The organism is Kitasatospora sp. NBC_00039 (assembly GCF_045160625.1).
GTDB lineage: Bacteria > Actinomycetota > Actinomycetes > Streptomycetales > Streptomycetaceae > Kitasatospora.
On the sequence record NZ_CP108289.1, the window covers coordinates 2267455 to 2291501 of the forward strand.

Sequence of the window (24047 nt, forward strand, 5' to 3'; positions counted from 1 at the left end):
ATCCGCCGATCCGCTCGACCCGGGGCACCCGCATCAACCGATCGGTTGATGCGGGTGCCGAAGGCGCCGGGCCACCCCTCAGCGGCGCGGCACCCCTCGGCTGCGCTCAGCCGACCGCGAGGACGATCTTGCCCCGCAGGTGCCCGCGCTCGCTCTCCTGCTGCGCCTGCGCCGCCTCCGCCAGCGGGAACACCCGGTGCAGCGGCAGCCGCAGAGTGCCCGCCTCGTGCAGCGCGACGGCGCCGGCCAGCGCCGGGCCGTGGTACTCGACCGCCTCCGTGCCCCCGCTGAACCGCACCCCGTACGTGGCCGCACCCTCCCAGTCGGCGATGGTCAGCACGTGCTCGGCGCCGCCCACCAGCTCGATCGAGAACGGCAGGACGCCGCCCTGCCCGGCCGCGTCCAGCACCTTGTCCACGCCCTCCGGGGCGACGGCCCGCACCCGCTCGGCCAGCCCGTCCCCGTACGCCACCGGTATCGCGCCCAGCTCGCGCAGGTGCGCGTGGTTGGCCTCGCTCGCGGTGCCGATCACCCGGATCCCGCGCGAGCGGGCGAACTGCAGCAGCACCGTGCCGACGCCGCCGGCCGCGCCGTGCACCAGCAGCGTCTGGCCGCTTTTGACGCCCAGCAGGTCCAGCGAGCGCCAGGCCGTCTCGGCCGCCACCGGGATCGCCGCGGCCTCCTCCCAGCTCAGCGTGGCCGGCTTGCGGACCAGCTTGCCGGCCTCCCCCAGCGTGTGTTCGGCGTACCCGCCGCCGAGGATCAGGCCGAACACCTCGTCACCGGCCTGCCATGCGGTCACGCCCTCGCCGACCGCCTCCACGACGCCCGCCACCTCGGAGCCGGTGACGTGTGGGAGCGTCAGCGGGAAGAGCTGGGTCAGCGCGCCGTTGCGCAGCTTGTGGTCGAGCGGGTTGACGCCCGCGGTGCGGACGGCGATCCGCACCTGGCCCGGGCCGGGGGCGGGCAGGTCGATCTCGATCGGGCGCAGCACGTCCGCGCCGCCGTACTCGGAGAAGCCGATGGCCTTGGTCATGGAAATCCCACCGTTCCTGGTGTCTCGGGAGGTTCGTCGTGGTGACGGGTCCAGCCTGGCGGGCCGGCGGCCGATCACCGGCCCGCCGTTCGGCCGGTTCGACCTGTCCGAACGGCCAGGCGGCCGGCCGGCCGGCCCAACTAGGCTGGACGGCATGGTGGAACACGTGCACGACAGCGGGGATCCGTCCGGGGCCCGGCCGTGGGAGCGGCCCGAGGACGCGCTGGCGCGGGCCGTCGAGGTGCTGCGCACCCCCCGGCCGGCCATCCTGCCGCGGCTCTCCGAGATCCTCGCCGACCTCGTCCCGCACACCGCGATCGCCCAGCTCAGCGGCGTCTGCACGTACTCCCCCACCAACGTCTTCGGCGCCGCCGACCTGGCCGGAGGGATCACCAGCCTGGAGCTGGCCCGGCTCGCGGAGGCGGTGGAGCCCGGCCACCCGTGGCAGGGCGAGGCGGTGCTCGCGGGCCGGCTCCGGCCGGCCGTGGCGGTCGCCTCGGCGCCGGCCGGCAGCAACGGCGCCCTGCTGGTGCTGGTCCGGGAGAGCGCCGGACCGCTGCCCGCGCAGCCGCTCGCCGTCCTCCAGCAGCTGTGGGAGCTGGTCACCACCCACTCCCACCACCGCGCCACCGACGCCGCCCCCGTGCACGCGGCCGCCTCCCGCGCCTCGGCCGGCGCCCGGGCCCGGGCGATCGCCGAACTGAGCGGCGCCCACGCCTCCGCCCTCACCGCGATCCTCGCCCCGCTGCGCTCCGCCGCCCTGGACGACGCCACCGCCCGCCGCAGCGCCACCGAACTCGCCGTCGACGCCCTGCTCGGCCTGCGTGCGGGCGCCGACCTCGACCGGGAGCTGAGCGAGGAGCCCGCCGCCACCGCGTTCGCCCGGCTCGCCGACGAGCTGCGCCCCCTGCTGCGGCACAGCCCCGTCCGGCTGGACCTGCTGCCCCCGGCGGCGGGGGACCGTTCCGTCCCCGCCGACACCGCGCACACGGCCCGGGCCGCCGTCCGCTCCACCGTGCTCACCATGCTGGAGCAGGACAACCTGACGCGCCTGCACGTGAGTTGGCAGTTCGTGGCGGACACCGTCCGGGCCGTGGTCCGCGACGACGGCCCCGGCCTGCTGGCCGCCGACGCGCTCGCCGTCCACCGCACCACCGACCGGATCGCGGCCCTGGCCGGCCACCTGACCGTCGACGCCGTCCCCGGCTGGGGCACGACCGTCACCGTCGACCTGCCGCTGACCGTGTCCGCCGCGCCCGCCGCCACGGACCCTCTGGAGGGGCTCCAGCCGCGGGAGTTGGAGGTCCTCGACCAGCTCGCCCAGGGCCGCCGCAACCGGGAGATCGCACTGACCCTGCACATCAGCGAGTCCACGGTGAAGTTCCATGTGGCCAACATCCTGGCCAAGTTGGGCGTCACCTCGCGCGGCGAGGCCGCCGCCCTGGCCCACCGCGCCGGCATGCCCGCCTCGACGGCGCTGTACGCGGCGTCCTAGACACCCACGGGGGTGGTTTCACGGCGTGCGCACGCCGTGAAACCACCCCCGTGGGTGTCTACCCGGCCGTCCTAGCGGCGCCGGGTGGTCAGCTCGGCATCAGGTAGGTGCACTCGCCGAGCCAGGCGCGCAGGGTCGGCGATCCCTTCTGGTAGAAGAAGTAGTCGTTGTAGACCTCCCCCAGGATGTTCTCCCCGGTCCTCACGTCGACCTTGCCGGTCTTCGCCAGCAGTTGCCTGGCCTGGAAGTTGATCACGGCATCGTAGGTGGACTGGCCGAACCGGCCATCGACCTGGAGGCCGGCCGAGTTCTCGTAGTTCAGGGCCTGCTGGACGCAGGTGACCGCCCGGCCACTGTCGCCCAGCTGGATCAGTCCGGCGGCGTTGGCCGAGCCGGCGGTCAGTCCCAGGACCGCGCCGGCGCCCACGGTGAGGGCGGCAGCCCGAAGGGCCCAGTTCTTCTGCATTTCCAAAACTCCTCGTTCTGACGGATCGCATGGTTGACGGGTTGTCCCGCGTCGGGCCCGACGTTCCTGGAACGTCCTGCACGAGTCGACGCGGGTGAGTCGACCACCGGGGACCGGTGGGCGTCAGGAGTCGACGTGGAGGCGAAGGATCTCGGGTTGGGGACCCACGATGTCGTACCCAGGGCTGAAGTACGTCTTCCGAACGACCCCGTTGTCACCGGGCACGAGCCCCAGCCCGAGTCGCGTGCTGACTCCTCCCGCCCAGTCTGGGGTGTTCCCTTCCTCCTGAGACGGTGCGCTTCAGCAACCTGACAGCCCCTCCCGAACGGAATCCTTGAGACCTTTCGTATGCGACACTCCGCTCCCCGGACCGGAGGCAGGCCTCCGGAACCCGCCCCCGACTGCGCGCGCTGCCCGTCCGACCGGCCGGGCTCTGTCGGCATCCGCGGCGTAGGCTCGGCCCATGACCGCCTCCGCCGCCTCCGAGCTCTGGGAACCGACCACCCCCGGCGTGCTGCACCTGCCGTCCGGCCGGCTGGTGCGGGGGCGCGGCCTGCTCCGGCCGGTGCCGCCGGGCCTGCGGCCCGATGTCGGCTTCTACCTGTTGGGCCGGCGGCCCGCGGCCTTCCCGTGGGAGACCAGGTGGCTCCGCTGGCCGGATTTCAGGCTGCCCGCCGACCGCACCGAGGCCGCCGCGGCCCTGCGGGAGGCGTGGGAGCGGTCGACCGCCGAACGGGTCGAGCTCGCCTGCGCCGGCGGCCGCGGCCGGACGGGCACGGCCCTCGCCTGCCTGGCGGTCCTGGACGGGGTGCCGGCCGGCGAGGCGGTGGCGTACGTGCGGGAGCACTACGACCGGCACGCGGTGGAGACGCCGTGGCAGCGGCGGTTCGTGGGGCGGTTCGGGTAACGCGCGCGTTCACGGACAGGCCCGGGGCGGCTATCGAGCCGACGCAGCGGCCAGGAGGTACGACGGCTGGACCATGGCGGCCCACCAGGTGGACATGTCGTCCTCGGGGTCGTCGGGCTGCGGGGTGCGCCAGCTCGTGGCGGCGTGCAGGACGGCGTGCTCGCCCGGTTCGAAGGATGGCAGGGTCCAGGACAGGCCGCGGTAGCCGTCCATGTACTCGACGCCCCAGGTGAGGCGGGGCGAGCGGCGGTAGACGTCGTCGAGGTGGGCGGCCCAGCGGCGGGGCACGGAGTCGCCGGACTCCGCGCGGGAGCAGATGTCCTCCTCGTCGGAGCCGCTGAGGGTGAGGACGGTGCCGGCGTTCTCCAGGGTGACGGCGGCCACGGCCTGCGTGCCGTCGTAGCCGCTCTCCACGTCCACCGGCACGGCGCGGAAGGCCGCCGAGAGCTCGACGCGGTGCAGCGCGGTGCGCGCGTACACCTGCCAGACGGCGCCCCAGCAGGCGTCGACCGGGACGGTGAAGTCGGTGGCGGACGCCTCGAACGGGCAGAGCAGCAGCTCCAGTTCGACGGAGTCGCACTCCCAGCGGTAGATCAGGGCGCCGCCGGGCAGCCGGTGGGCGCGGGTCGGCTGCCGCGGCACCGGCCGGCGGTCGACGACCGCGCCGAACTCGAGTACGCCCAACGGGGTGCCGACGTTGGGAGCGGCGGGCACGAACGGCCCCGGAAGGCGGGGAACGGAGGGCAGCAGACCGGGCATGCCGGCAGCCTAAACGCACCGCCGGGCGGGGACCTCGGCACCCGCCCTGCACAGGAAGTCGGACCGGCCGACTTCCTGTGCAGGGCGGCAGGGAGGCAGGGCGGCAGAACCGCAGGGCGGCAGGGCGGCGCGCGGGCCGCCGGTACGGACGCCGGCGGCTCAGAGGCCAGGCAGTTCGCGCAGCGTCCGCAGGGGCGAGAAGTAGACCGGCACCCAGACGAGGGCGAGGCCCACGGCGCCGGCCCAGAGCGCGGCACGGGTGGAGAGCAGTTCGCCGAGCAGCCCGGCCAGTGCCGCCCCGGCGGCCAGGGAGCCGGTGAGGACGAAGCGCATGGTGGCGTTCATCCGGCCGAGCAGTCGGTCGGGGGTGACGCTCTGGCGATAACTGACCTTGAGGACGTTGTCGATGCCGACCTTGAAGGTGGTGACCAGCCAGCCGCCGCCGGCGAGCCAGAGCGCCGGGCCGCGGTCGACCAGCGCCACCGTGATGCCGAGCGGTGCGACCGCCAGGCCCATCGACCAGAGCACCCGCCCGGCGCCGAGGCGGCGGGCCAGCGGGCGGGCCGCCAGCGAGCCGAGGAAGACGCCTGTCCCGCCGGCGGCGAAGAACAGGCCGATCGCGGCGTCGGGGAGCCGGAGTTCACGGACGAACAGGACGGGGAGCACGGTCTGGCAGAGCTGGATGGACAGGTTGGTGCAGCCACCCGCCAGGGCGACGGCCCGCAGCGAGGGGTGGCCGAAGACGAAGCGCAGGCCCTCCCGGACCTCCCCGGCCAGCCGCCGGCGATCCGTGCCCACGGGCTCCGACGCCGGCTCCGGCTCCGGTCGGCGCAGCCGCATCAAGCAGGCCGCCGACCAGAGGTAGCTGACGGCGTCGACGGCGAGCACGAGCGGCGCGGACACCAGTGCCACCAGGAAGCCGCCCACACCCCGGCCCCCGACCTGGGTCGCGGCGTCGACCGTCACGAGATACGCGTTGGCCTGGGCGAGACGGTCCCGGCCGACCAGGTCCGGCAGGTGGCTCAATGCGGCGACGTCGAAGAAAACCGTGGCCGCGCCCGAGAGCAGGGCCACGAGGCAGAGCTGTCCCAGGGTGAGCGCGCCGAGCGCCCAGGCGACCGGAACCGAGGCGAGGAGCACCACCCGGACGAGATCGGCGGCCACCATCACGGGCCGCTTGCGCAGCCGGTCGACCCAGGCCCCGGCGGGCAGACCGATCAGCACGAACGCCAGCGTGCTCATCGTCGCCAGCAGGCCGACCTGCCCGGCGGAGCTGTCCAGTGCCACCACGGCGACCAGCGGGAGAGCGAGCTGGCCGAGCGCACTGCCGAGTTTGCTCACCCCCGTCGCGCCGAGGAGCAGGCGGAAGTCGGGGTCGTGGAGGAGCGCGCGGCCGGTCGCGGGCCGGGCCGCGGGCGGGTGGCCGGCGCCGAGGTGAGTCGTGGTCATGGGGTGAGCCTGGCGCCGCCCTCGGACCCGAGCCATGAATTTAGGCTGTACTGAAAGGCGAGGTGGCCGGAGCGAGTGACGGGGATGCGCAGTGCTGGAGTTGGAGTTCACCGCCCGCGATCTGGCGCGGACCAGGTTCGCCCTGTCCCCGCTCTGGGAGGTCGTCGCCAGTGTCCGGATCCTCAGGAACCCGGACGAGCACCGTCTGTACCGGCCCTGGAGCGACCGGGTCCGCCCGCGGCTGGCCGCCGCCGGGCTGGACCGGAGCCTGCTCGCCGATCTCGTCCCGGACCCGCCCCGGGCGATCCCGATCTTCGTCGCTCCCCCGCCCGCAACTCCGCTGTCCGACCTGAAGGTCGAGCTGGCCGTCCTCCGGGCGACCCCGGCCGAGCGGGTCCGCTCCGGTCTCGGCGGGAAGCGGGCGCCGCGCTCCGCCCGCATCGATGCGCTGCTCGAAGACCCCCACCGCGGCCTGGCGGAGCTCGCCGAACTCGTCGAGGAATACTGGGAGATCGCGCTCGCGCCGTACTGGCCGCGGATGCGCTCGCTGCTGGAGGGCGACGTCCTCCACCGGGCCAGACTGCTGGCCGAGGGTGGCGCCGACCGGCTGCTCAACGACCTCGACCCGGCCGTCGCGTGGGACGCCGACACGCTGCGCATCCGGCACCGTCTCGGCGGCGGCGGCGGCCCCCAACGGCTCGGCGGGCACGGCCTGCTGCTCGTGCCGTCGGTGTTCGCCTGGCCCCGCGTCTTCTCCGTCACCGCCCCCGCCTGGCAGCCCACCCTGCGGTACCCGCCGCGCGGTATCGCCACCCTGTGGGAGCGGCGTACGGCGGTGGCGCAGCCCCTCGCTGCGGTTCTGGGCCGAACAAGGGCACAGCTGCTGGCCGAACTCGACCTCCCCGCCTCCACCACCGACCTGGCCCGGCGCACCGGCATCACGGCGGGCGGGGTCTCCCAGCACCTGACCGCCCTGCGCACCGCCGGCCTGGTCGACGCCCACCGCACCGGCCGGTACGTGCTGTACACCCGCACCGAGGCCGCCGAGGTGCTGCTCGCGGCCGCGGAGCGCGGCGGGCGGGAGGGATGAAAGCCGTTGCCGGGCTGTCGACGGCCTACGAGTCGCCGCCCGAGGACCGGCCGACGCTGCGGCGCCGCTCCTTCTGGTAGCGGCGCAGCATCTTGCCCGATCCGATGGTCAGTTGAGCCACGACGCGCGTCCAGCGGGGCCCGCCGTGCTCCGCCCATACCACGCAGACGCAGCCGCCGACGACGGCCGCCAGGATGCCGAGCAGTACTGGACCGATCACGTTTTTCCACCCCTGCTGTCCAGCTGATGCTGTGATCCTCCCGGCCGGAGGGCAGGGCGTGATTTCGAGCAGCATACGCACGCTTCCGTCCGGCCACCGTGCCACCAGCGCGACGACCGGCAGCAGCGGCGCAGCAGAGTCACCAGGCCGACTTCCTGTGCACGGTCAGGGGGGTGGGGTTGTGGTGGGGGTGGGGGCGACTGTTGTTGCGGTGGACGGTGCCGGGGGCTTGGCGGGGTGGGTGGGGTAGGCCCACGCGGTGAGGGCGAGGAGGAGGGTGACGGGGAGGAGGGTGAGGACGCAGACCCTGGTCGTCGTGGGGCGTTCAGGCGGCATGGTCGGTGGGGAGGTCGAGTTCGGCCCAGACGGTCTTGGCGTTGGGGTGGCGGGGGTCGGTGCCCCAGCGATCGGCCAGGGCGTCGATGAGGGTGAGGCCGCGCCCGGACTGGGACTTGGGGGCGAGGGCGGCAGGGCGGACCGGGTGGCGGTCGGAGACCTCGATACGGAGCACGTGGGGGTCGGCGATGAGGGCGAGGAGCTCGAAGCGCCGGCCGGGGACGCGGCCGTGGGTGGAGGCGTTGGCGGAGAGCTCGGCGATGATGAGCAGGGCGGAGTGATACGGCTCCTCGACAAGGGAATTGAGGCGCCAGGCGATCAGTTGCTGCCGGGCGATGCGGCGGCCCATCGCGGCACCCTTGGGGGTGGGCGCGAGGAGCGTGGTGAGGCGGCGCGCGGCGCGGATGTCTACGGGAATTTCGGACTTCATGAGATATAGCGTGGGGCGCCGAGCGTACTCTGACCATGCATCAGGCGGATACGGTCCATGTTTGTCCGGGTGCATACGGTGGCCCATTCGGGCTGTTGGGCGTGACCTGAAATCAGGGGTGGTCGCAATGGGTGACGTACGGGGTGGCGGAGAGAGCGGCGAGGCCCGGCCGGAGTTGGCGGAGGACCTCGCGGAGGTGTCGGACTTCTTCCGCGCCCTCGGCAAGCAGATCGAGCTGCTGCGCGAGCGTGCGGGGATGACGCAGAAGGAACTGGGCAGCCAGGTCGGCTACACCGAGGCGGTGATCGGCTCGGTGTAGCGGGGGAAGCGCACGCCGCAGCCGGAGCTGCTGGACGCGGCGGACGAACTCCTCAACGCGGGCGGGTTGTTGAGCATCGCGAAGGACGATGTGCAGCAGGCGAAGGCGAAGGCCCGGGTGCGGCACCCGGCGTGGTTCCGGGACTTCGCAGGGCTGGAGGCCGAGGCGGTTGAGCTCCACGAGTACAGCTCGCTGGTGATTCCTGGTCTCTTGCAGACCGAGGACCACGCACGGTCCCTGTACGGAATGCGTCAACCGCTCCTCTCGGAGGAGGTGATCGAAATCCGGGTGGCCGCCCGCATGGCGCGCCAGGAGGTCCTGACGCGATGGCCGAGAGCGATCTTCAGCTGGGTAATCGACGAAAGCCGTCCACCACCCGGTGGGCGGCCGGCGGTGCATCCAGGCCCTCTACCGGTGCCGGGCGAAAAATCAGAAGCGTTCTCGCTCCCGGCCTGCTACGTTCGGCCCGTCCGTGCTTGACCAGGAAACCCAGAGAGAACAGGGAAGGTGAGATTGTGGCCGCGGTGATGACCGCTGCGCCTGTGCTGCGCAGCGCCCGGACGACCGTCCTCATCTCCCGGGCCCTGGTCTGACCGCACCTTCGCGGTGCACTGGGGCCCTTCACCCAAGGGTTTCACCATGTCTTCTTCCGCTTCCTCCTCCTGGCTCACCCGTGCCGAGACCAGCGCGGACATTCTCACCGTCCACGCCCTCACCCTCGCCGCCTTCGGCCGCCCGTTCGAGGCCGACGTCCTGGCCGGCCTGCGTGCCGACGAGGGCTGGATCGACGGGCTCTCCGTGGTCGCCACGGACGCCGCCGACCCGACCGACACGCCGGTCGGCCACGTCGTCCTGACCCGTGCATTCATCGGGGACGTCCCGGCCCTCGCCATGGGGCCGGTCTCCGTGCACCCGGACCACCAGCGTGCCGGCGCCGGCTCAGCCGCGGTCCTGGCCGCGCTCCACGCCGCACGTGCGATGGACGAGCGCTTCGTCTTCCTCCTCGGGCACCCGACGTACTACCCGCGGTTCGGCTTCGTTCGCGCCTCCGCGCACGGCGTGGAGCTCACCACCGAGGCGCCCGACGAGGCGTGGATGGCGCTCAGCCTGAACGAGGACGACCCCCTGCCGTCCGGTGTGGCCCGCTGGGCAGCGGCCTTCGGTATCTGACAGCCGGCCCGGGAGCAACGGGCACCGCACCGGCCACCGGCCCGGAAAACCGACAGGGGCGGAAGTCGAAAACGACTTCCGCCCCTGCGAGTTGGAGCGCCGGGCCCGAATTGAACGAACCCCTCCCGCTGAAAGCGGGCGTGCTACCGCTGCACCACCGACGCCTGACCGGCCGGGCCTCCGATCACTTCCGCGATCTCGTCCCGCCGACATGGAAGAACTTATCAGCGGGTGATCGAAAGACGAAATCCGCGCCTGCCGGCGGCCCGGGCGCAGGACGTCCATGACCTCGGAGATGGTGAACGCCCCGGCCGCCGTCCACGAGGGTGATGCCCGTGCCCAGGGCCCACCGGCCGTGCACAGCCGCCAACCACGATCACCCAGCCCTGAGCCGCGCCCAGCCCTCAGCCGCGTCCGGCCTGAGCCGCCGACCCGCTCTCCCGGTCACGTACCACCACCGGGAGAGCGGGCTCCTGCCCGACGAGGACCTACTCCGCCGTCACCGCCGACGGCATGCCGCCGGTCAGCTTCAACAGCTCCTCGTACGTCATCGGCACCACGGTGTGCGGGTGGCCGGCGGCGGCCCACAGCACCTGGTAGCCGGCCAGCGCCTCGTCCACCACCGTGCGCAGCGGCGCCGGGTGGCCGGCCGGGGCGACGCCGCCGATGGCCTGGCCGGTGGCCTCGCGGACCTGGGCGGCGCTCGCGCGGGTGATCGGGCCGCTGCCCAACTCCCTGGCCAGGTGGGCGGTGTCGACGCGGTGGGCGCCACTGGTCATGACCAGCAGCGGCGCGTCGTCGCACATGAACACCAGGCTGTTGGCGATCGCGCCGACCTCGCAGCCGAGGGCGGCCGCGGCCTCGGCCGCGGTACGGGCGGAGTCGGGCAGGACGCGGATCTCGCCGGGCAGGCCGGCCGCCGCGAGGGCGTCGGCCACGGCCCGGCTCCGGGCGGGCAGTTCGGGCAGCTCAGGCTGCTCGGGCAGTTCGGGCTGCTCGGGAAGGGTGGACGTCATCGGGCCATCATTCCCCGTGCGCGCCCGACGGCGCTGAGCACCGCGCGCACACCGGCGGTGAGGACGGAGGAGTCCCGCCCGACGCCCCAGACCACCTCGCCCGCGACCCGCGCCTCGACGTAGGCGACGGCGTCGCTGTCAGGGCCGGTGCGGACGGCGTGCTCGGTGAACCCGAGGATGTCGACGGCGGTTCCGGCCGCGTGCAGGGCGGCGGTGACGGCGTCCAGCGGGCCGTTGCCCTCCCCGCGGTGCGGGCCGACCTCCGCCCAGTGGCGGCCGTCCTCCTCCCCGGTGCGCCAGGCGACGTCCACCGCGGCGTCCAGGTACGTGGCGCGGAACAGCGCGTACAGCTCCTCGGCCGTCACCTCGCTGCCGCTGTCGTCGGTCGACTCCTGCACCACCCGGGAGAACTCGATCTGCAGCCGCCGGGGCAGCTCCAGTCCGTGTCCGGTCTGCAGCAGGTAGGCGATGCCGCCCTTGCCGGACTGGCTGTTGACCCGGATCACGGCCTCGTAGTCGCGCCCCAGGTCGGCCGGGTCGATCGGCAGGTAGGGCACCTCCCACGGCACCTCCCGCTCGGGCAGGCCCAACTCGGCCGCCACCTTGGCGTGGTGCGCGAACCCCTTCTTGACGGCGTCCTGGTGGGTGCCGGAGAAGGCGGTGTGGACGAGGTCGCCGACGTAGGGGTGGCGCTCGTGCACAGGCAGGCGGTTGCAGTGCTCGACGGTGCGGCGGATCTCGTCGATGTCGGAGAAGTCGATCATCGGGTCGACGCCCTGGGTGTGCAGGTTGAGGGCGAGCGTCACCAGGTCGACGTTGCCGGTCCGCTCGCCGTTGCCGAACAGGCAGCCCTCGATCCGCTGGGCGCCGGCCAGGACGGCGAGTTCGGCGCAGGCGACGCCGGTGCCGCGGTCGTTGTGCGGGTGAACGGAGAGGATCACCGCCTCACGCCGGGCCAGGTGACGGTGCATGTACTCGATCTGGTCGGCGTAGACGTTGGGAGTGGAGATCTCGACGGTGGCGGGCAGGTTGTGGATGACCGGCCGGTCGGGGCTCGCGTCCCAGAGTTCGGTGACGCCGTTGCAGACCTCCAGGACGTAGTCCGGCTCGGTCAGGTTGAACACCTCGGGCGAGAACTCGAAGCGCAGGCCGGGGCGGTCGCCGGCCCGCCGGGCCATGTGCCCGGCGGCCGCCGTGACCAGGGCGCGGACCTCGTCGCGGGTGCGGCCGAGGACGACGTCGCGCCAGACCGGGGCGGTGGCGGTGTAGAGGTGGACGACCACCCGGGGCAGGCCTTCGACGGACTCGAAGGTGCGGTCGATCAGGTCCTCGCGGGCGGCGGTGAAGACGACGACGGTGACGTCCTCGGGGACGGCGCCGGGGGTGGTGGCCAGCCGGCGCACGAAGTCGAAGTCGGCGCGGCTGGCGGAGGGGTAGCCGACCTCGATCTCCTTGAAGCCCATGGTCAGGAAGAGGTCGAACATCCGCTGTTTGCGCGCCGGGTCCATCGGCTCGGCGAGCGCCTGGTTGCCGTCGCGCAGGTCGACGGGCACCCAGAGCGGGGCCTGCTCGATCCGGCGCGAGGGCCACTCCCGCGGCTCGCCGCCGACCAGCGGAACGCGCTCGTGGGCGGGCCGGTAGCGGTGGTACGGCATGGCGCTGCCGCGCTGCGGGTTCCAGGCGGGTGCGGCGGCCGGGACGGGGCCGGCGGGGGTGCGGAACGTGGTGGATCGCACGTGAAGTCCTTCGCAAGCGGGTGGTTCCGGAGGACGAACCGGCAGCACGGCGCCCCGCAGCGGGGCGCCGGTTCGGTCAGACCCCGCTGCGGCCACCAAGAAGGAGGGTCCACGGCTTCATGCCGATGACAGTAACCATCGATCAACTCCTCGGACAACCGGGCTCCGCCCCGCCCTGAGGGATCGTCCGGTCGAGCGGGTGGGCCTACCGGGGCCAGTTGCTCACCGCCGGGGGCCATCGGCACACAGTTCTCACACAATCCCCCCGGATGCCGCGGCCTGCCCTTCCGGCCACCGTCCATCTGCCCCGATAACACGTCATCGCACGTCAGAAGAGGACATCCCGCGTCACAACGGTCCTTCGCCCACCAATCATGAACTCGGGAATGACGTTGTGTTAAGGCCGTGTGTGCACCCTGTCCAGGTAGCGAACGGGTTTTCACTCCTATTACACGGTATGACTAGTATCGCCTCGTCAAAAGCCCGTGCCCGGACGGTCCGGCCCCACCAGGCCGGCCGCCTTCCCCTAGGAGTCAGCTCTGCGCGCGCGTGCGAATCGGCGGCCCCCGACGCCGAAGACCCCCCGCAGGCGTCCACGCCTGTCACTGCGGACGGCGCTGCTCGTCCTGGCCGTCGTCCCCAGCCTGGCCCTCGCCGTCCTCTGGGCGGTCACCAGCGGCCAGACCTTCCTCGACTTCAGCCGGCAGGCGGACCAGGGCCTGCTGGCCCAGAAGGCCGGACAGCCCTCCAACATCGTCTACTACAACCTCCAGGAGGAGCGTCGGCTCAGCGCCGAGTCGCTCGCCCGGCCGGGCAGCGTCACCGAGGCGCTGCGCCGCCAGCGCCAGCTCACCGACGACGCGGTGCGCCAGTTCCAGGCACTCTCCGGCGAGACCGCCGACAGCGCCCCCACCGAGGTGCGCAGCGCCGTCGCCGAGGCGCGGCAGGCGATGGGCAGGCTCGCCGAACAGCGGTCCGCGGTCGACCGCGGCGCCGTCGACCAGCAGGCGGCCTTCACCTACTACACCGACCTGATCGCCGTCGACCTGCGGCTGTTCACCGCGCTCAGCCACGTCGACAACGGCGAGGTCACCTGGATCTCCAAGACCCTGGTGAACGCCTTCTGGGCCAAGGAGATGCTGGCGCGCGAGGACGCCCTCCTGGCCCGCGGCTGGCCGTCCGGGAGGCTCGGCGCGGGCGACTTCCAGCAGGTCCAGCAGGCCATCGGCGCCCAAAACCACCTCTTCACCGTCCAGGTCCTGCCGTACGTCCCGGCCGCCGAGGCCGCGGCCTGGCAGGACGTGATGACCAGCCCGGCGTGGCAGGCCAAGTCCGCCGTCGAGCAGTCGCTGACCCGGGCCGTCCCGGCGGACGCGAGCGGCACCGTCAAGCTGCCGCCCTCCCAGGACCAGTGGCGCCAGGCCGTCGACCAGCTCAACCCGCAGCTGGTGAAGGCGATCGAGACCCGCACCGACGGCATCGTCGAGGTCGGCAAGGGCTCGTTCCTCTCGCTGCTCACCACCTTCGCGCTGACCACCGTGATCGGCCTGGTCGCGGTCGTCGCCGTCATCGTGACCAGCTGGCGGCTCACCCGCTCGCTGCGCCGCCGCATCAGGGAACTGCACACCCAGGCACAGGAGCTGGAGCGCACCCTGCCCGAGGTGGTCGAGCGCCTCTCCCGAGGCGAGCAGGTCGACGTCGAGGCCGAGAGCCGGGTGATCACCGCGGGCGACCAGGGCAACGGCACCGACGAGCTGGCCCGCCTCGGCCAGGCGCTCAACCTGGCCCGCGCCTCCGCGCTGGAGACCTCCGTCCGGCAGGCCGAGCAGCACCGCGGCTTCGAACGGCTGCTCCAGCGCATCGCCCGCCGCACCCAGTTGCTGATCGGCCAGCAGCTGAAGAAGCTGGACGAGCTGGAGCGCAGGCACGAGGACCCGGAGGTGCTGGAGGGCCTGTTCGACCTCGACCATCTCACCGCCCGCCTGCGCCGCTACGAGGAGAACCTCGTGATCCTGGCCGGCGGCCAGCCGCAGCGGCGCTGGCGCAAGCCCGTCCCGCTGCTGGACGTGCTCCGCTCCGCCCAGGGCGAGGTGCAGGACTACCGGCGGATCATGCTGGACGTCGAGGGACACCCGTGGCTCTCCGAGCGGGCCGTCGGCCCGGTCGCGCACGTGCTCGCCGAGCTGATGGAGAACGCGGCGAGCTTCTCCAGGCCGCCGACCCCGGTCGAGGTACGGGCCGCCATGGTCGGCCGCGGGCTGGCGGTCGAGATCGAGGACCGCGGGCTCGGCATGGACCCGGCACAGTACGACGCGGCCAACGAGCTGATGAGCCGTCCGCCCCGGATGGACGTGCTGGCCCGGGCGGACGACATCCGCCTCGGCTTCTACGTGGTCGCCCGGCTGGCCGCCAACACCGGCCTGCGGATCGAGTTCCGGCCGTCGGCCTTCGGCGGGACGCGGGTGGTCGTGCTCGTCCCCGCCGAGCTGGTCATCGACGGCGACGCGGGCCTGCCGGACGCCACACCGGTCGAGCCGATCCCGCTCGTCCGGCGCTCGCGCGAGGCGGCGCCCGGCGTGGCGCCGGCCTCGGGGGCGCAGGCGGGCGGACCGCGGCCGGGCACGGACGGGCCGGTCGCCGGCGAGCCGCCGGAGATCGTGCTGGTCCCGTCGGCCGCCGGGCCTGGTCCGGTCGAGGCGTTCGCGCACGTCGAGTACGTCCAGCCGCTGGATCCGTCGCCGGAACAGCCGCTCGAACAGCCACTGGAGTCCGCGCAGCCGGTCGAACACGGCTCCCCGGCGGACGGCACCCCCGCGCACGCCGCGGCCCACGCGGGTGCGCCCCGGCCCGCACCGGCCCCGGACGCGCCCGGGCACGACACCCCCGCCTACCCGGACATCGCGTACGCCAAGGTGACGCCCGCCGAAGCCCCGTACGCCGACGAGCAGTACCGGCCGGCCCAGCACTACCGGCTCGCCGAACGGCGGGAGCGGCCCGAGTACGCCTCCTCGGTGCCGCTGAGCGAGCCGAGCGGCGGACAGCCGCCGCTGCCGCAGCGCGTGCGCCAGGCCAGCCTGGCCGCCGAGCTGCGCGTCCCGCCACCGCCCCGGACGGAGCACGCGCCCGGTCCGGCCGACCTCCCGACGGCGGACGGCTTCGGCACCGGGCAGGCCGGGACGGCCGACCCGTTCCAACGCCCGCCGCGGCGCTCGGGGGCGGCGATCGGCGCCTTCCAGCGGCAGTCCCGCGCGGCGCGTGGCCAGGGCAGCGGCCACGACTCCGGCGGGCACCGCCTCCCCGACCGGCCCCCCGGCCCCACCTTCGACCACGGCACCCGCCCGGCACCCCGGACCGAGCCCGCCGGGCCCCCGACCCCCGCGCCTGGCCCCTCCCCCTGGGCCCTCCCGGCCGCGGACCCCCGAACCACGAGGACGGAAAACCAGTCATGAACCGCACGATCGCCACCCACCAGGACCTGGACTGGCTGCTCGACGGACTCGTCGACTCGGTGCCCGGGACCAGGAACGCCGTCCTGCTCTCCGACGACGGCCTGGTCGTCAGCCACTCCCGCTCCATCGAGCGCGCCGACGCCGAGCGCCTGGCCGCCGTCGCCACCGGCCAGCAGAGCCTGGCGCGCGGCGTGGGCCAGCTCTTCGACGGCGGCCCGGTGCACCAGGTCATCGTCGAGCTGTCCGAGGTCTGGCTGTTCATCATCGCCGCCGCCCAGGGCACCCACCTGGCCGTGGTCGCCTCCCAGGAGGTGGACGCCGAGGTGATGTCGGTGGCCATGCACACGCTGGTGCAGCAGGTCGGCCAGAAACTGACCACCCCGGCGCGCAGCGAGTTCGACGCCTTCGCCGCCAGGAACCGGGGTTGATGCCCCGGTGATCCCGCACTGGAGCGAAGTCCCCGACGAGGACGGGGACGACGGTTCGGACTCGATGGTGCGCCCCTACACCATCACCCGCGGCCGCACCGCGCCCGAGCGCGACGACCTCACCCTGATCACGGTGCTGACCACCGTCGTGGACGAGGCCGGCGCGGCCCTGGCCCGGGGCTCGCGCACCGGGTCACGCGGGCTCCAGCCCGAGCACCGGATGATCCTGGACCGCTGCCGGCGCCCGGCCGCCGTCGCCGAGGTGGCGGCCGCTCTGGACCTGCCCGTCTCGGTCACCAAGATCCTCTTGGGCGACCTGATCTCCCAGGGCCTGCTGCTGGCCCGGGCCCCGCTCTCGGTGGCCCGGGCCGGCGGGGGCGCGGACCTCGGACTGCTGACGGCCGTACGCGAAGGACTCCGGAGACTCTGAACCATGGCACCGACCGCACCCCTTCCTTCCTCCGCCCCGAACACCGTTGACGCGCCCACCGTGCCCACCGCGCCCACCGCGCCCGCCGCGCCCACCGCCGTGAAGATCCTCATCGCGGGCGGCTTCGGCGTCGGCAAGACCACCCTGGTCGGCTCGGTCAGCGAGGTCGCGCCGCTGCGCACCGAGGAGTACCTGACCCGCGCCAGCGTCGGCGTGGACGACCTGTCCGGCGTCGACACCAAGGACACCACCACCGTCGCCCTCGACTTCGGCCGGATCACCGTCAACCCCGAGCTGGTGGTGTACCTGTTCGGCACACCCGGCCAGGAGCGCTTCTGGTTCATGTGGAACGACCTGGTGAACGGCGCGCTCGGCGGGATCGTCATCGCCGACACCCGCCGCCTGGACACCAGCTTCGCCTCCATCGACTTCTTCGAGAGCCGCGGCATCCCGTTCGTGGTCGCGATCAACTGCTTCCACGGGCACAACACCCGTACCCCGGACGAGATCCGGGCCGCCCTCGACCTCGACCCGCAGGTGCCGATGCTCCTCGGCGACGTGCGCGAGCGCGCCTTCGGGCGGGACCTGCTGCTGGCCCTGGTCGACCACCTGATGGACCTCTCCACCGCCCACGCGGCGCCGGCCGGCTGAGCCCTCTCCCCCTCCCACTCCCCCGTTTGGAGAACCCCGTCATGACCTCATCCCTGCGCGTCCTGATCCACGGCGGCGGGATCGGCGGCCTGACCCTGGCCACCGCCCTCGCCCGGCGCGGCCACCGGGTCGACGTGGCCGAGCTGCGCGACGAGCTGGAGGCGCTCGGCGTCGGCATCATCCAGCCGTCCAACGCGCTGCACGTGATGCGCGAGATCGGCGTGCTGGACGCCTGCCTGGCCGCCGGCTTCGCGTGGGAGGTGCTGACCATCTGCGACCCGGCCGGCGCCACCCTCGCCGAGATCCCGCAGCCGCGGATGGGCGACGCGCCCGCCAACAACGGCATCCCGCGCCCCGCCCTGGCCAGGGTGCTCTCCGCCGCCGCCACCGAGGCCGGCGCGTCGATCCGCTTCTCCACCACGATCACCGGACTCACCGACGACGGCGAGGGCGTGGACGTCACCCTCTCGGACGGGCGGAGCGGCCGCTACGACCTGGTGGTCGGCTTCGACGGCATCGGCTCGCCGCTGCGCGGGCGGCTGTACGGCGACACGTACACGCCCGAGTACACCGGCTTCGCCAACTGGCGGGTCACGCTGCCGCGCCTGCCCGAGGTGCAGGGCGTGGTGATGTCCGCGGGGAACCTCAGGGCGAAGGCGCTGCTCACCCCGATCACCGACAACCTCATGTACCTGGGCTCGGTGTTCGCCGAGGCCGAGGACTTCCGCCCGGACGTGGACCGCGCCCACGAGCAGCTCGCCGCGCGGCTGGCCGGCTTCGGCGGCCCGATAGCCGAGGCGCTGGCGCAGGTCACCGACCCGGCCGCAGTGGTCTACTCGCGGATCTCCCAGGTCACGGTGGAGGAGCCGTGGTACGTCGGCCGGGTGGTCCTGGCCGGCGACGCCGCGCACGCCAGCACCCCGCACCTGGCCCAGGGCGCGGCGATGGCGGTCGAGGACGCGCTCGTACTCGCCGAGTCGCTGGACGCCGTCACGGCGCCCGGCGAGGTGGCCGCCGCGCTGGCCGCCTGGGAGGAGCGCCGCCGGCCGCGCGCGATGTGGGTGCAGGCGCTGTCCCGCGCCGTCCTCAAGCAGGAGACCGGCACCCCGACCACCCCCGAGGAGGACGAGCTGCTGAAGGTCGGCATCCCGGGCGCCGCGCACGTGCTCGTCCAGCCGTACTGACGCTCCGCCGTCCCTACCGGTGGCCCTGCGCGGGGTTGTGCCCGCGCAGGGCCACGGACAGACTTGACGACGGGATCAACCTGCTCAACGAGGCGGCGCTGGAAGGGCTGGAGGCACTGGCGACCTCGTGACGCCGCTCCCAGACCGCCGCCGAGATCCGCGCCAGCAGGCGGGCCGCAGGGTCCGCCTCGTCCTCGCCCGAGGCCAGCGGGCCGGTGTAGCAGACCGCGATCAGGTACGGCGGGCAGTCCTCCGGGTGGACCAGGCCGACACTGTGCCGCACACCGGGGAACCAGCCGTTCTTGAACGCGATCCGGGTGCCCGGCGGCAGCCCGGCCGCCAGATCCACCCGGAAGGCGTTGCGCTCCAGGAGCGCGAGCAACTCCGGTTCGTCCGCGAGGGATTGCAGCAGGCGGACCAGGTCGAGCGCGCTCACCCGGTTGTGCACGCCCGCCTCGCGCGCGGCGTGGTCCTCTATCCCGCGCGGGCTGGCGCTGCGGGTCGCACCCGCCCGCCGCCAGACCTCGGCCACCGTCTCGGGCCCGGTGTGCGCGAGGCAGAGGTTGGTGGCGAGGTTGGAGGAGTGCGTGATCATCCGCTCGGCGAGGGTGCGCAGCGGGGCCGTCCCGCCGAGCAGCGTCCAGGGCTGCGGGTCGCTGTCCCAGCCGGGGTCGTTGCCGAACTCCCCGCCGGCCGCCGAGGCGAACCGGTTCACCACCGGCACCTCGGCCTCGAGATCGGCCCCGCTGCGGTACAGCGCCGCCAGCACGGCCACCTTCATCGTGCTCGCCGCGTCGTGCAGCTCGTCACCGGCCCGCACGAGAACGGGCTCACCGCCCCACGGCGCCACCACCACAGAAACCATGCCCGGCCCCGTTCCCGGGCGGGGCCCCGGGTAAACGGCCGCACGGATTCACCACCCCCGTCCGGGCGCCCGGCGCTCCCCGGCCGTCAGACACGCCCCAGGCGGGAGGCCGGAAGGGAGTCCGGGGCCAGCGGCCGGATGCCGTCCGGCGGGGCGGCGAGCTCGGCGAGATAGCGGGCGCGGGGGACGCTGGTGGCGCCGAGGGTGCGGACGTGGGGGGTGTCCCACTGGGCGTCGAGGAGGCGGCCGCCGGCCTCGGCGAAGCGGGCGGCGAGATCGGCGACGGCGACGCGGGCGGCGTCGGAGCGGCGGTGGAACATCGAGTCGAGGCTGAGGACGGGGCCCGCGGCGACCCCGAAGACGCCGCCGATCAGCTCCTCGCCGTCCCAGACCTCCGCGCTGTGGGCCGCACCGCGTTCGTGGAGCTGGAGCAGTGCGACCCGCAGCTCCTCGGTGAGCCAGTACGGCCGGCGGTCCTCCGCGCAGGCGGCGAGCACCCGGGGGAAGGCCCGGTCGGCGCTGGTCCACCACGGCAGGCTGTTGCGCAGGCGCCGGGCGAGCCGGCTCCCGAGGCGCACGCCGTCCGGGGCGATCACCGGGCGCGGGTCGGGAGACCACCAGGCGAGCGCGTACGGGTCGTCGTCATCGGCGGCGGCGCCCGGGAGCAGCGCCACTGTGCCCGCGGCCACGGCGTCCTCGAACCGGGCCTCGTTGAAGGCGCTCGCGTAGTCGTCGGCGGCGGGCATCGGGAAGAGCCCGCGCCGGTACGCGGCCAGCAGCACCTCCGCCCCGAGCCCGGCCCCGAACGCCACCGGCCCGTCCCCGGGAGCCCGCGCCACGTCCAGCCCGTCGAACGCCCCGGCCACGGCGCTCACCTCCGCACCGCCCCGACCGGCGGGGTCAGGAAGCCCTCCGCCGTCAACTGCTCCAGGTAGTGGTCCAGCAGCCCGTCGTCCACGGCCGGCAGGTCGATCCCGCTGCCCCCCAGCGCCTGTTCGGTGTTGGCGCGGTCGAAGAGCGGGAACGTCGGGCGGAAGTACATCTCGCTGATGGAGAGTTCCGTCCCCGGGCTGCGGTCGACGAAGAGCGGGACGAACGGGGTCATCGGGTGGGTGGGGTGGCCGGCGGCGAAGCGGACGAGGTCCTGGACCCAGATGTCGTAGGGGACTTCGTCCACCGGGTAGCCGCGGGCGCGCAGGCGGGCGGCGAGGTCGGAAAGGACGGCGGGGCGGGGTGAGGTGATGTGGTAGACCTCACCGTTGGCGGGGGCGTGGGCGGCGATACGGGCGACGGCCTGGCTGAAGCGGTCGGCCGGGACGAAGTCGAGCAGCAGCCGGACGTCCGGGCAACTCCCGCTGTCCGCCATGTACTTGATCAGCGCGCAGATCTCGGTGCCGGTGTTCATCACCCCCGTGGTGAGGTCGCCGGTGACGTCGTTGGTGCGCAGCACCGTGACCGGCAGGCCGGCTGCGGCCGCGTTGTGCAGCAGCTGTTCGGCGACCCACTTGCTCTCCACGTAGCCGACCGCGAGCCGCTCGGGGTACGCGAGCGGCATCCGTTCGGTCACCTCCTTGACGCCGGCCGGGCCGAAGCCGGCCAGGACGGCGAGTGTGGAGAGGTAGTGCACCGGGATGCCGCGGGAGTGCCCGGCCAGCCGGACGATCTCGCGGGTGCCACCGACGTTGGCGGCGCGCAACTGGTGGTAGGGGTAGATGAAGTTGACCTGCCCGCCGAGGTGGTGAATGGCGTCCAGGCTGCCGGCCAGCGCCTCGAACCGGTGCTGGGTCAGGCCGAGCAGCGGTTCGGTGAGGTCGCCGACCAGCGGGACGACCCGGGCGTCCGAGAGGTCCTGCCGCAGGAACCGCTGTTGCGCGGCGCGGATGCGCTCGAGCGCGTGTTCCTCGTCGGGGGCGCGGACCAGGCAGTGGATGCGGGCGCCGGTGGTCCGGAGCAGGGTGTGCAGCAGGTGGGCGCCGCAGAATCCGGTCACGCCGGTGAGCAGGATCTCGGCGGGTTCGGCGCGGGAGGGCGCGGGGCGCCAGGACTGCCGGACGGGGGTGCCGAGTTCGGCTTCCGCGACCCAGTCGACGGCGGCCTCGCCGAGGCCGTCCCGGGCCGATCGTGCCGTCCGGGTGGCGGCGGCGAAGGCACGCAGGGTGGAGTCGCGCAGCAGCGAGCGGGTGAGGAAGCGGATCCGGGTGACATCGACGCCGAACATGATCCGGGCCCGGGCGATCATCTCCATGACGAGCAGGGAGTTGCCGCCGAGTTCGAAGAAGTCGTCGGCGGGCCCGACGGTGGCGACGCCGAGCAGTTCGGACCAGAGGTGGGCGATGCCGGCCTCGGTCGCGTTCCCGTTGCCGTCGGGGCGCGGGGTCCCGTCCGGGCGCGGGGTGCCGTCGGCGCGTGGGACGCCGTCGGCCCGGGCGGCCTCGTCCGTGCCCACGTCGCCCGCCTTCATCGCCTGGCGGGCCCGGGCCTCGTCGGCCCCTCCCCCGCCCTCCCGGCGTTGCAGCTGCGGTGCGGTGTGCGGCAGCCGCCGGCGGTCGATCTTGCCGTGGGAGGTGAGCGGCATCCGGTCGAGCAGCACGAACTCGGCCGGGACCATGAAGTCCGGCAGCCGGTCGGCCAGGTAGGCGCGGATCTGGGCGCGCCGGGCGCGGGCACCGGAGCCGACCCGGTCGGTGAGCGTGTAGTAGGCGGTCAGGACGCGCGTCCCGTCGTCGCTGCCGTCGGCGGCGACGCGGGCCTGCCGGATGTCGGGGTGGGCGGCGAGCACCGATTCGACCTCGGCGGGGTCGACGCGGTAGCCGCGGACCTTCACCTGGTCGTCGAAGCGGCCGAGGATCTCCAGGTTGCCGTCGGCGCGCCAGCGGCCGGCGTCGCCGGTGCGGTACATGCGCTCACCGGGGGCGGGCGCGTACGGGTCGGGCAGGAACGTCTCGGCCGTGAGCCCGGGCCGGCGCCAGTAGCCGCGCGCGAGGCCGGGGCCGCCGAGGTAGATCTCGCCCTTCTCCCCCGGACGCACCGGGGAGAGCCGCGCGTCCAGCACGTGCACCCGCACGCCCGGCAGCGGCCGCCCGATCGGCACCGGCGCCGCCCCCGTCACGCCGCCGTCCGCCGCCTCGCCGTCCGGGGCCCCGCTGTGGGCCGCGGCCCCGTGCACGGCGCACCCGTGCACCCCTCCGCCGGCGAGCACCTCGGGCGTCACCTCGCAGAGCGTGGACGTGACGGCGGCCTCGGTCACCCCGTAGGCGTTGACCAGCCGGACGCCGGGCAGCCGGGCCAGGCAGGTGCGGCAGTCGTCGGCGTGCACGGTGTCCCCGCCGACGACCATCAGGCGCAGGCCGGCGGGGGCCGGACCGCCCTCGGGGAGCAGGGCGAGCACATGGTGCCAGTAGGCCGGTGTGAGGTCGGTGACGGTGAGTGCCAGGTCGCTCATCCGGTGCACCAGTTCGGTGGGCGCCCAGGTCCGCGCCCCGCCGAGGACGAGGGTGGCGCCGCTGACCAGGGTGGCGAGCACCTGCTCCAGTGCGGTGTCGAAGCCGAGCGCGGCCAGTTGCAGGACCCGGTCACGCGGGGTGAGCTCGTAGGCGCGGATGACCCGGTCCAGGGTGAAGACCAGCGAGCGGTGGGTGACGGGTACGCCCTTGGGGGTGCCGGTGGTGCCGGAGGTGTAGATCAGATACGCGAGGTCGTCCGGTACGGCGGTGTCGGGTACGGCGGGGTCGGCTGCGGCTGCGGCTGGTACGGGGTCGGGTGCGACTGGAGCTGCCGAGGGACCGGCCGGGACGTCGTCGGGTGTGCCGGCGGGTGCGCCGGGGTCAGGGGCGGGAGGGGGCGCCTGACCGTCCACGCCCAGCACCGTGATCCCCGGGAACCGCGGCCCGCGCCCCGCCACCACCACCTCGGCCCGGCAGTCCTCGACGAGCTGCGCCAGCCGCCGCTCCGGGTGGGCGGGGTCCAGCGGGAGGAACGCGCCGCCGGCCTTGAGCACGCCGAGCCAGGCCGTCACGAGGCCGGTCCCGCGCTCCAGGCAGACGGGCACCACCCGCTCCGCACCGACGCCGCGGGCACGTAGCGCGGCGGCCAGCCGGTCGCTGCGCCGGTCCAGTTCGCGGTAGCTCAGTTCGCCGTCCTCGGCAAGCACGGCGACGGCGTCCGGGTCGTGTGCGGCGCGGGCCCGGAAGAGCCCGTGCACGGTGTCGGCGAACCCGGCGCGGGCAGGCGGGCGGTCTGCGCCGGCTCTCCCGTCCGGTAAGGGCCCGAGCCCGAGCCCCTCCCACCGCCACTCGCGTTCCACGTAGGCCCGGCAGGCTGCCCGGTCGTCCGGCCCGAACACCGTCCGCCAACCGCTCGGGACGGTGAAATCGCCGGGCCAGATCGCATACTGACCGTCTTCGTTGCACAGCACGGCGTGACGTCCGGAGTTCACTTCCGTCCGTGCGCCCTGTGCGCTGTCTGCTGCATCGTCCACCGGCTTGACCTCATGCTGTGGCGGCAGAATGCTGGGAGGTGCGACATTTCCGACTATACGCACTCATGGCATATTTCGAACGTCCGATCGCAATCCACCGGACGGACGAAGCCCCTACCCGAAGGGCATCCCCG

The 24047-nt window shown here is 73.8% G+C and carries 22 protein-coding genes, 1 tRNA gene and 1 pseudogene; 11 read left to right on the plus strand and 13 right to left on the minus strand.

Annotation, left to right across the window (positions count from 1 at the left end; genetic code table 11):
* Positions 1-106: 106 nt before the first annotated feature.
* Complete coding sequence (locus tag OG286_RS10185) at positions 107-1036, minus strand: NADP-dependent oxidoreductase (RefSeq protein WP_396319729.1); 930 nt, start codon at positions 1034-1036, stop codon at positions 107-109.
* A 154-nt stretch (positions 1037-1190) separates the two neighbouring features.
* Here OG286_RS10185 and OG286_RS10190 point away from each other — a divergent pair, with 154 nt between their 5' ends.
* Complete coding sequence (locus OG286_RS10190; protein WP_405365083.1) at positions 1191-2531, plus strand: LuxR C-terminal-related transcriptional regulator; 1341 nt, start codon at positions 1191-1193, stop codon at positions 2529-2531.
* A gap of 88 nt (positions 2532-2619) precedes the next feature.
* Here OG286_RS10190 and OG286_RS10195 read toward each other — a convergent pair whose 3' ends face one another.
* Complete coding sequence (locus tag OG286_RS10195) at positions 2620-2997, minus strand: peptidoglycan-binding protein (RefSeq protein ID WP_405362148.1); 378 nt, start codon at positions 2995-2997, stop codon at positions 2620-2622.
* 463 nt (positions 2998-3460) lie between these two features.
* Between OG286_RS10195 and OG286_RS10200 the strand changes: the two genes are divergently transcribed.
* Positions 3461-3904 (plus strand): protein phosphatase, encoded by a 444-nt coding sequence (locus tag OG286_RS10200; protein WP_405362146.1) that lies wholly within the window; start codon positions 3461-3463, stop codon positions 3902-3904.
* Between the two features lie 30 nt (positions 3905-3934).
* Here OG286_RS10200 and OG286_RS10205 read toward each other — a convergent pair whose 3' ends face one another.
* Together OG286_RS10205 and OG286_RS10210 are read right to left on the minus strand one after the other, a co-directional pair.
* Complete coding sequence (locus tag OG286_RS10205; RefSeq protein ID WP_405362144.1) at positions 3935-4663, minus strand: hypothetical protein; 729 nt, start codon at positions 4661-4663, stop codon at positions 3935-3937.
* 159 nt (positions 4664-4822) lie between these two features.
* Positions 4823-6112 carry an MFS transporter gene (locus OG286_RS10210; RefSeq protein ID WP_405362142.1) on the minus strand — a complete coding sequence of 430 codons (1290 nt, stop codon included), beginning with the start codon at positions 6110-6112 and terminating at the stop codon, positions 4823-4825.
* A 91-nt stretch (positions 6113-6203) separates the two neighbouring features.
* Between OG286_RS10210 and OG286_RS10215 the strand changes: the two genes are divergently transcribed.
* Positions 6204-7202, plus strand: coding sequence for a DUF5937 family protein (locus OG286_RS10215; protein WP_405365085.1), 999 nt, complete (start codon positions 6204-6206; stop codon positions 7200-7202).
* A 25-nt stretch (positions 7203-7227) separates the two neighbouring features.
* On the opposite strand, the gene OG286_RS10220 is transcribed toward OG286_RS10215, so the two are convergent.
* Positions 7228-7422 (minus strand): hypothetical protein, encoded by a 195-nt coding sequence (locus tag OG286_RS10220; protein ID WP_405362138.1) that lies wholly within the window; start codon positions 7420-7422, stop codon positions 7228-7230.
* A gap of 325 nt (positions 7423-7747) precedes the next feature.
* Entirely contained in the window at positions 7748-8188 is a 441-nt protein-coding gene (locus OG286_RS10225) for an ATP-binding protein (protein WP_405365087.1), read from the minus strand.
* Positions 8189-8315: 127 nt separating this feature from the next.
* Between OG286_RS10225 and OG286_RS10230 the strand changes: the two genes are divergently transcribed.
* The 3 genes from OG286_RS10230 (at position 8316) to OG286_RS10240 (ending at position 9677) form a co-directional block, all read left to right on the plus strand.
* The gene (locus tag OG286_RS10230) at positions 8316-8507 is read left to right on the plus strand and encodes a hypothetical protein (protein WP_405365089.1); all 192 of its coding nucleotides are present in this window, start codon (positions 8316-8318) and stop codon (positions 8505-8507) included.
* A gap of 69 nt (positions 8508-8576) precedes the next feature.
* Complete coding sequence (locus tag OG286_RS10235; RefSeq protein ID WP_405365091.1) at positions 8577-8987, plus strand: Scr1 family TA system antitoxin-like transcriptional regulator; 411 nt, start codon at positions 8577-8579, stop codon at positions 8985-8987.
* 159 nt (positions 8988-9146) lie between these two features.
* A complete protein-coding gene (locus OG286_RS10240) occupies positions 9147-9677 on the plus strand; it encodes a GNAT family N-acetyltransferase (RefSeq protein ID WP_396319719.1) in 531 nt (176 codons plus the stop codon).
* A gap of 92 nt (positions 9678-9769) precedes the next feature.
* On the opposite strand, the gene OG286_RS10245 is transcribed toward OG286_RS10240, so the two are convergent.
* From OG286_RS10245 to OG286_RS10255, 3 genes are all read right to left on the minus strand, one after another.
* A tRNA-Glu gene (locus OG286_RS10245) sits at positions 9770-9841 on the minus strand.
* Between the two features lie 324 nt (positions 9842-10165).
* The gene (locus OG286_RS10250) at positions 10166-10693 is read right to left on the minus strand and encodes a YbaK/EbsC family protein (protein WP_396319718.1); all 528 of its coding nucleotides are present in this window, start codon (positions 10691-10693) and stop codon (positions 10166-10168) included.
* Positions 10690-12348, minus strand: coding sequence for a 2-isopropylmalate synthase (locus OG286_RS10255; protein ID WP_405363842.1), 1659 nt, complete (start codon positions 12346-12348; stop codon positions 10690-10692). The genes OG286_RS10250 and OG286_RS10255 overlap by 4 nt, the downstream gene beginning before the upstream one ends.
* Positions 12349-13181: 833 nt before the next feature.
* Here OG286_RS10255 and OG286_RS10260 point away from each other — a divergent pair.
* The 5 genes from OG286_RS10260 to OG286_RS10280 all read left to right on the plus strand — a co-directional run bounded on the left by OG286_RS10260 (position 13182) and on the right by OG286_RS10280 (position 18571).
* Entirely contained in the window at positions 13182-15878 is a 2697-nt protein-coding gene (locus OG286_RS10260) for a nitrate- and nitrite sensing domain-containing protein (RefSeq protein WP_405366045.1), read from the plus strand.
* Entirely contained in the window at positions 15875-16306 is a 432-nt protein-coding gene (locus OG286_RS10265) for a roadblock/LC7 domain-containing protein (RefSeq protein ID WP_396319717.1), read from the plus strand. The genes OG286_RS10260 and OG286_RS10265 overlap by 4 nt, the downstream gene beginning before the upstream one ends.
* Positions 16307-16370: 64 nt before the next feature.
* Entirely contained in the window at positions 16371-16736 is a 366-nt protein-coding gene (locus OG286_RS10270; RefSeq protein WP_396320137.1) for a DUF742 domain-containing protein, read from the plus strand.
* 3 nt (positions 16737-16739) lie between these two features.
* Complete coding sequence (locus OG286_RS10275; protein WP_405362131.1) at positions 16740-17387, plus strand: GTP-binding protein; 648 nt, start codon at positions 16740-16742, stop codon at positions 17385-17387.
* A 41-nt stretch (positions 17388-17428) separates the two neighbouring features.
* Complete coding sequence (locus tag OG286_RS10280; RefSeq protein WP_405362129.1) at positions 17429-18571, plus strand: FAD-dependent monooxygenase; 1143 nt, start codon at positions 17429-17431, stop codon at positions 18569-18571.
* A 13-nt stretch (positions 18572-18584) separates the two neighbouring features.
* On the opposite strand, the gene OG286_RS10285 is transcribed toward OG286_RS10280, so the two are convergent.
* The 4 genes and pseudogenes from OG286_RS10285 to OG286_RS10300 all read right to left on the minus strand — a co-directional run.
* Positions 18585-19436, minus strand: coding sequence for a serine hydrolase (locus OG286_RS10285; protein WP_405362127.1), 852 nt, complete (start codon positions 19434-19436; stop codon positions 18585-18587).
* Between the two features lie 86 nt (positions 19437-19522).
* The gene (locus OG286_RS10290) at positions 19523-20311 is read right to left on the minus strand and encodes a leucyl/phenylalanyl-tRNA--protein transferase (RefSeq protein WP_405362125.1); all 789 of its coding nucleotides are present in this window, start codon (positions 20309-20311) and stop codon (positions 19523-19525) included.
* Positions 20308-23637 carry an amino acid adenylation domain-containing protein gene (locus OG286_RS10295; RefSeq protein ID WP_405366046.1) on the minus strand — a complete coding sequence of 1110 codons (3330 nt, stop codon included), beginning with the start codon at positions 23635-23637 and terminating at the stop codon, positions 20308-20310. Before OG286_RS10295 ends, OG286_RS10290 begins: the two co-directional genes overlap by 4 nt.
* Positions 23638-23745: 108 nt before the next feature.
* A pseudogene (locus OG286_RS10300) lies at positions 23746-23976 on the minus strand (MbtH family NRPS accessory protein); the annotation flags it as partial.
* Between the last annotated feature and the right edge of the window lie 71 nt (positions 23977-24047).

Excerpts from the sequence above, each read along its gene's own strand:
- OG286_RS10230 (WP_405365089.1), top strand. The coding sequence starts at position 8,316 with ATGGGTGACGTACGGGGTGGCGGAGAGAGCGGCGAGGCCCGGCCGGAG.
- OG286_RS10270 (WP_396320137.1), top strand. The coding sequence starts at position 16,371 with ATGGTGCGCCCCTACACCATCACCCGCGGCCGCACCGCGCCCGAGCGC.
- OG286_RS10240 (WP_396319719.1), top strand. The coding sequence starts at position 9,147 with ATGTCTTCTTCCGCTTCCTCCTCCTGGCTCACCCGTGCCGAGACCAGC.
- OG286_RS10200 (WP_405362146.1), top strand. The coding sequence starts at position 3,461 with ATGACCGCCTCCGCCGCCTCCGAGCTCTGGGAACCGACCACCCCCGGC.
- OG286_RS10255 (WP_405363842.1), bottom strand. The coding sequence starts at position 12,348 with ATGCCGTACCACCGCTACCGGCCCGCCCACGAGCGCGTTCCGCTGGTC.
- OG286_RS10195 (WP_405362148.1), bottom strand. The coding sequence starts at position 2,997 with ATGCAGAAGAACTGGGCCCTTCGGGCTGCCGCCCTCACCGTGGGCGCC.
- OG286_RS10265 (WP_396319717.1), top strand. The coding sequence starts at position 15,875 with ATGAACCGCACGATCGCCACCCACCAGGACCTGGACTGGCTGCTCGAC.
- OG286_RS10275 (WP_405362131.1), top strand. The coding sequence starts at position 16,740 with ATGGCACCGACCGCACCCCTTCCTTCCTCCGCCCCGAACACCGTTGAC.
- OG286_RS10250 (WP_396319718.1), bottom strand. The coding sequence starts at position 10,693 with ATGACGTCCACCCTTCCCGAGCAGCCCGAACTGCCCGAGCAGCCTGAG.
- OG286_RS10280 (WP_405362129.1), top strand. The coding sequence starts at position 17,429 with ATGACCTCATCCCTGCGCGTCCTGATCCACGGCGGCGGGATCGGCGGC.
- OG286_RS10205 (WP_405362144.1), bottom strand. The coding sequence starts at position 4,663 with ATGCCCGGTCTGCTGCCCTCCGTTCCCCGCCTTCCGGGGCCGTTCGTG.
- OG286_RS10210 (WP_405362142.1), bottom strand. The coding sequence starts at position 6,112 with ATGACCACGACTCACCTCGGCGCCGGCCACCCGCCCGCGGCCCGGCCC.
- OG286_RS10285 (WP_405362127.1), bottom strand. The coding sequence starts at position 19,436 with ATGGTTTCTGTGGTGGTGGCGCCGTGGGGCGGTGAGCCCGTTCTCGTG.
- OG286_RS10185 (WP_396319729.1), bottom strand. The coding sequence starts at position 1,036 with ATGACCAAGGCCATCGGCTTCTCCGAGTACGGCGGCGCGGACGTGCTG.
- OG286_RS10190 (WP_405365083.1), top strand. The coding sequence starts at position 1,191 with ATGGTGGAACACGTGCACGACAGCGGGGATCCGTCCGGGGCCCGGCCG.
- OG286_RS10225 (WP_405365087.1), bottom strand. The coding sequence starts at position 8,188 with ATGAAGTCCGAAATTCCCGTAGACATCCGCGCCGCGCGCCGCCTCACC.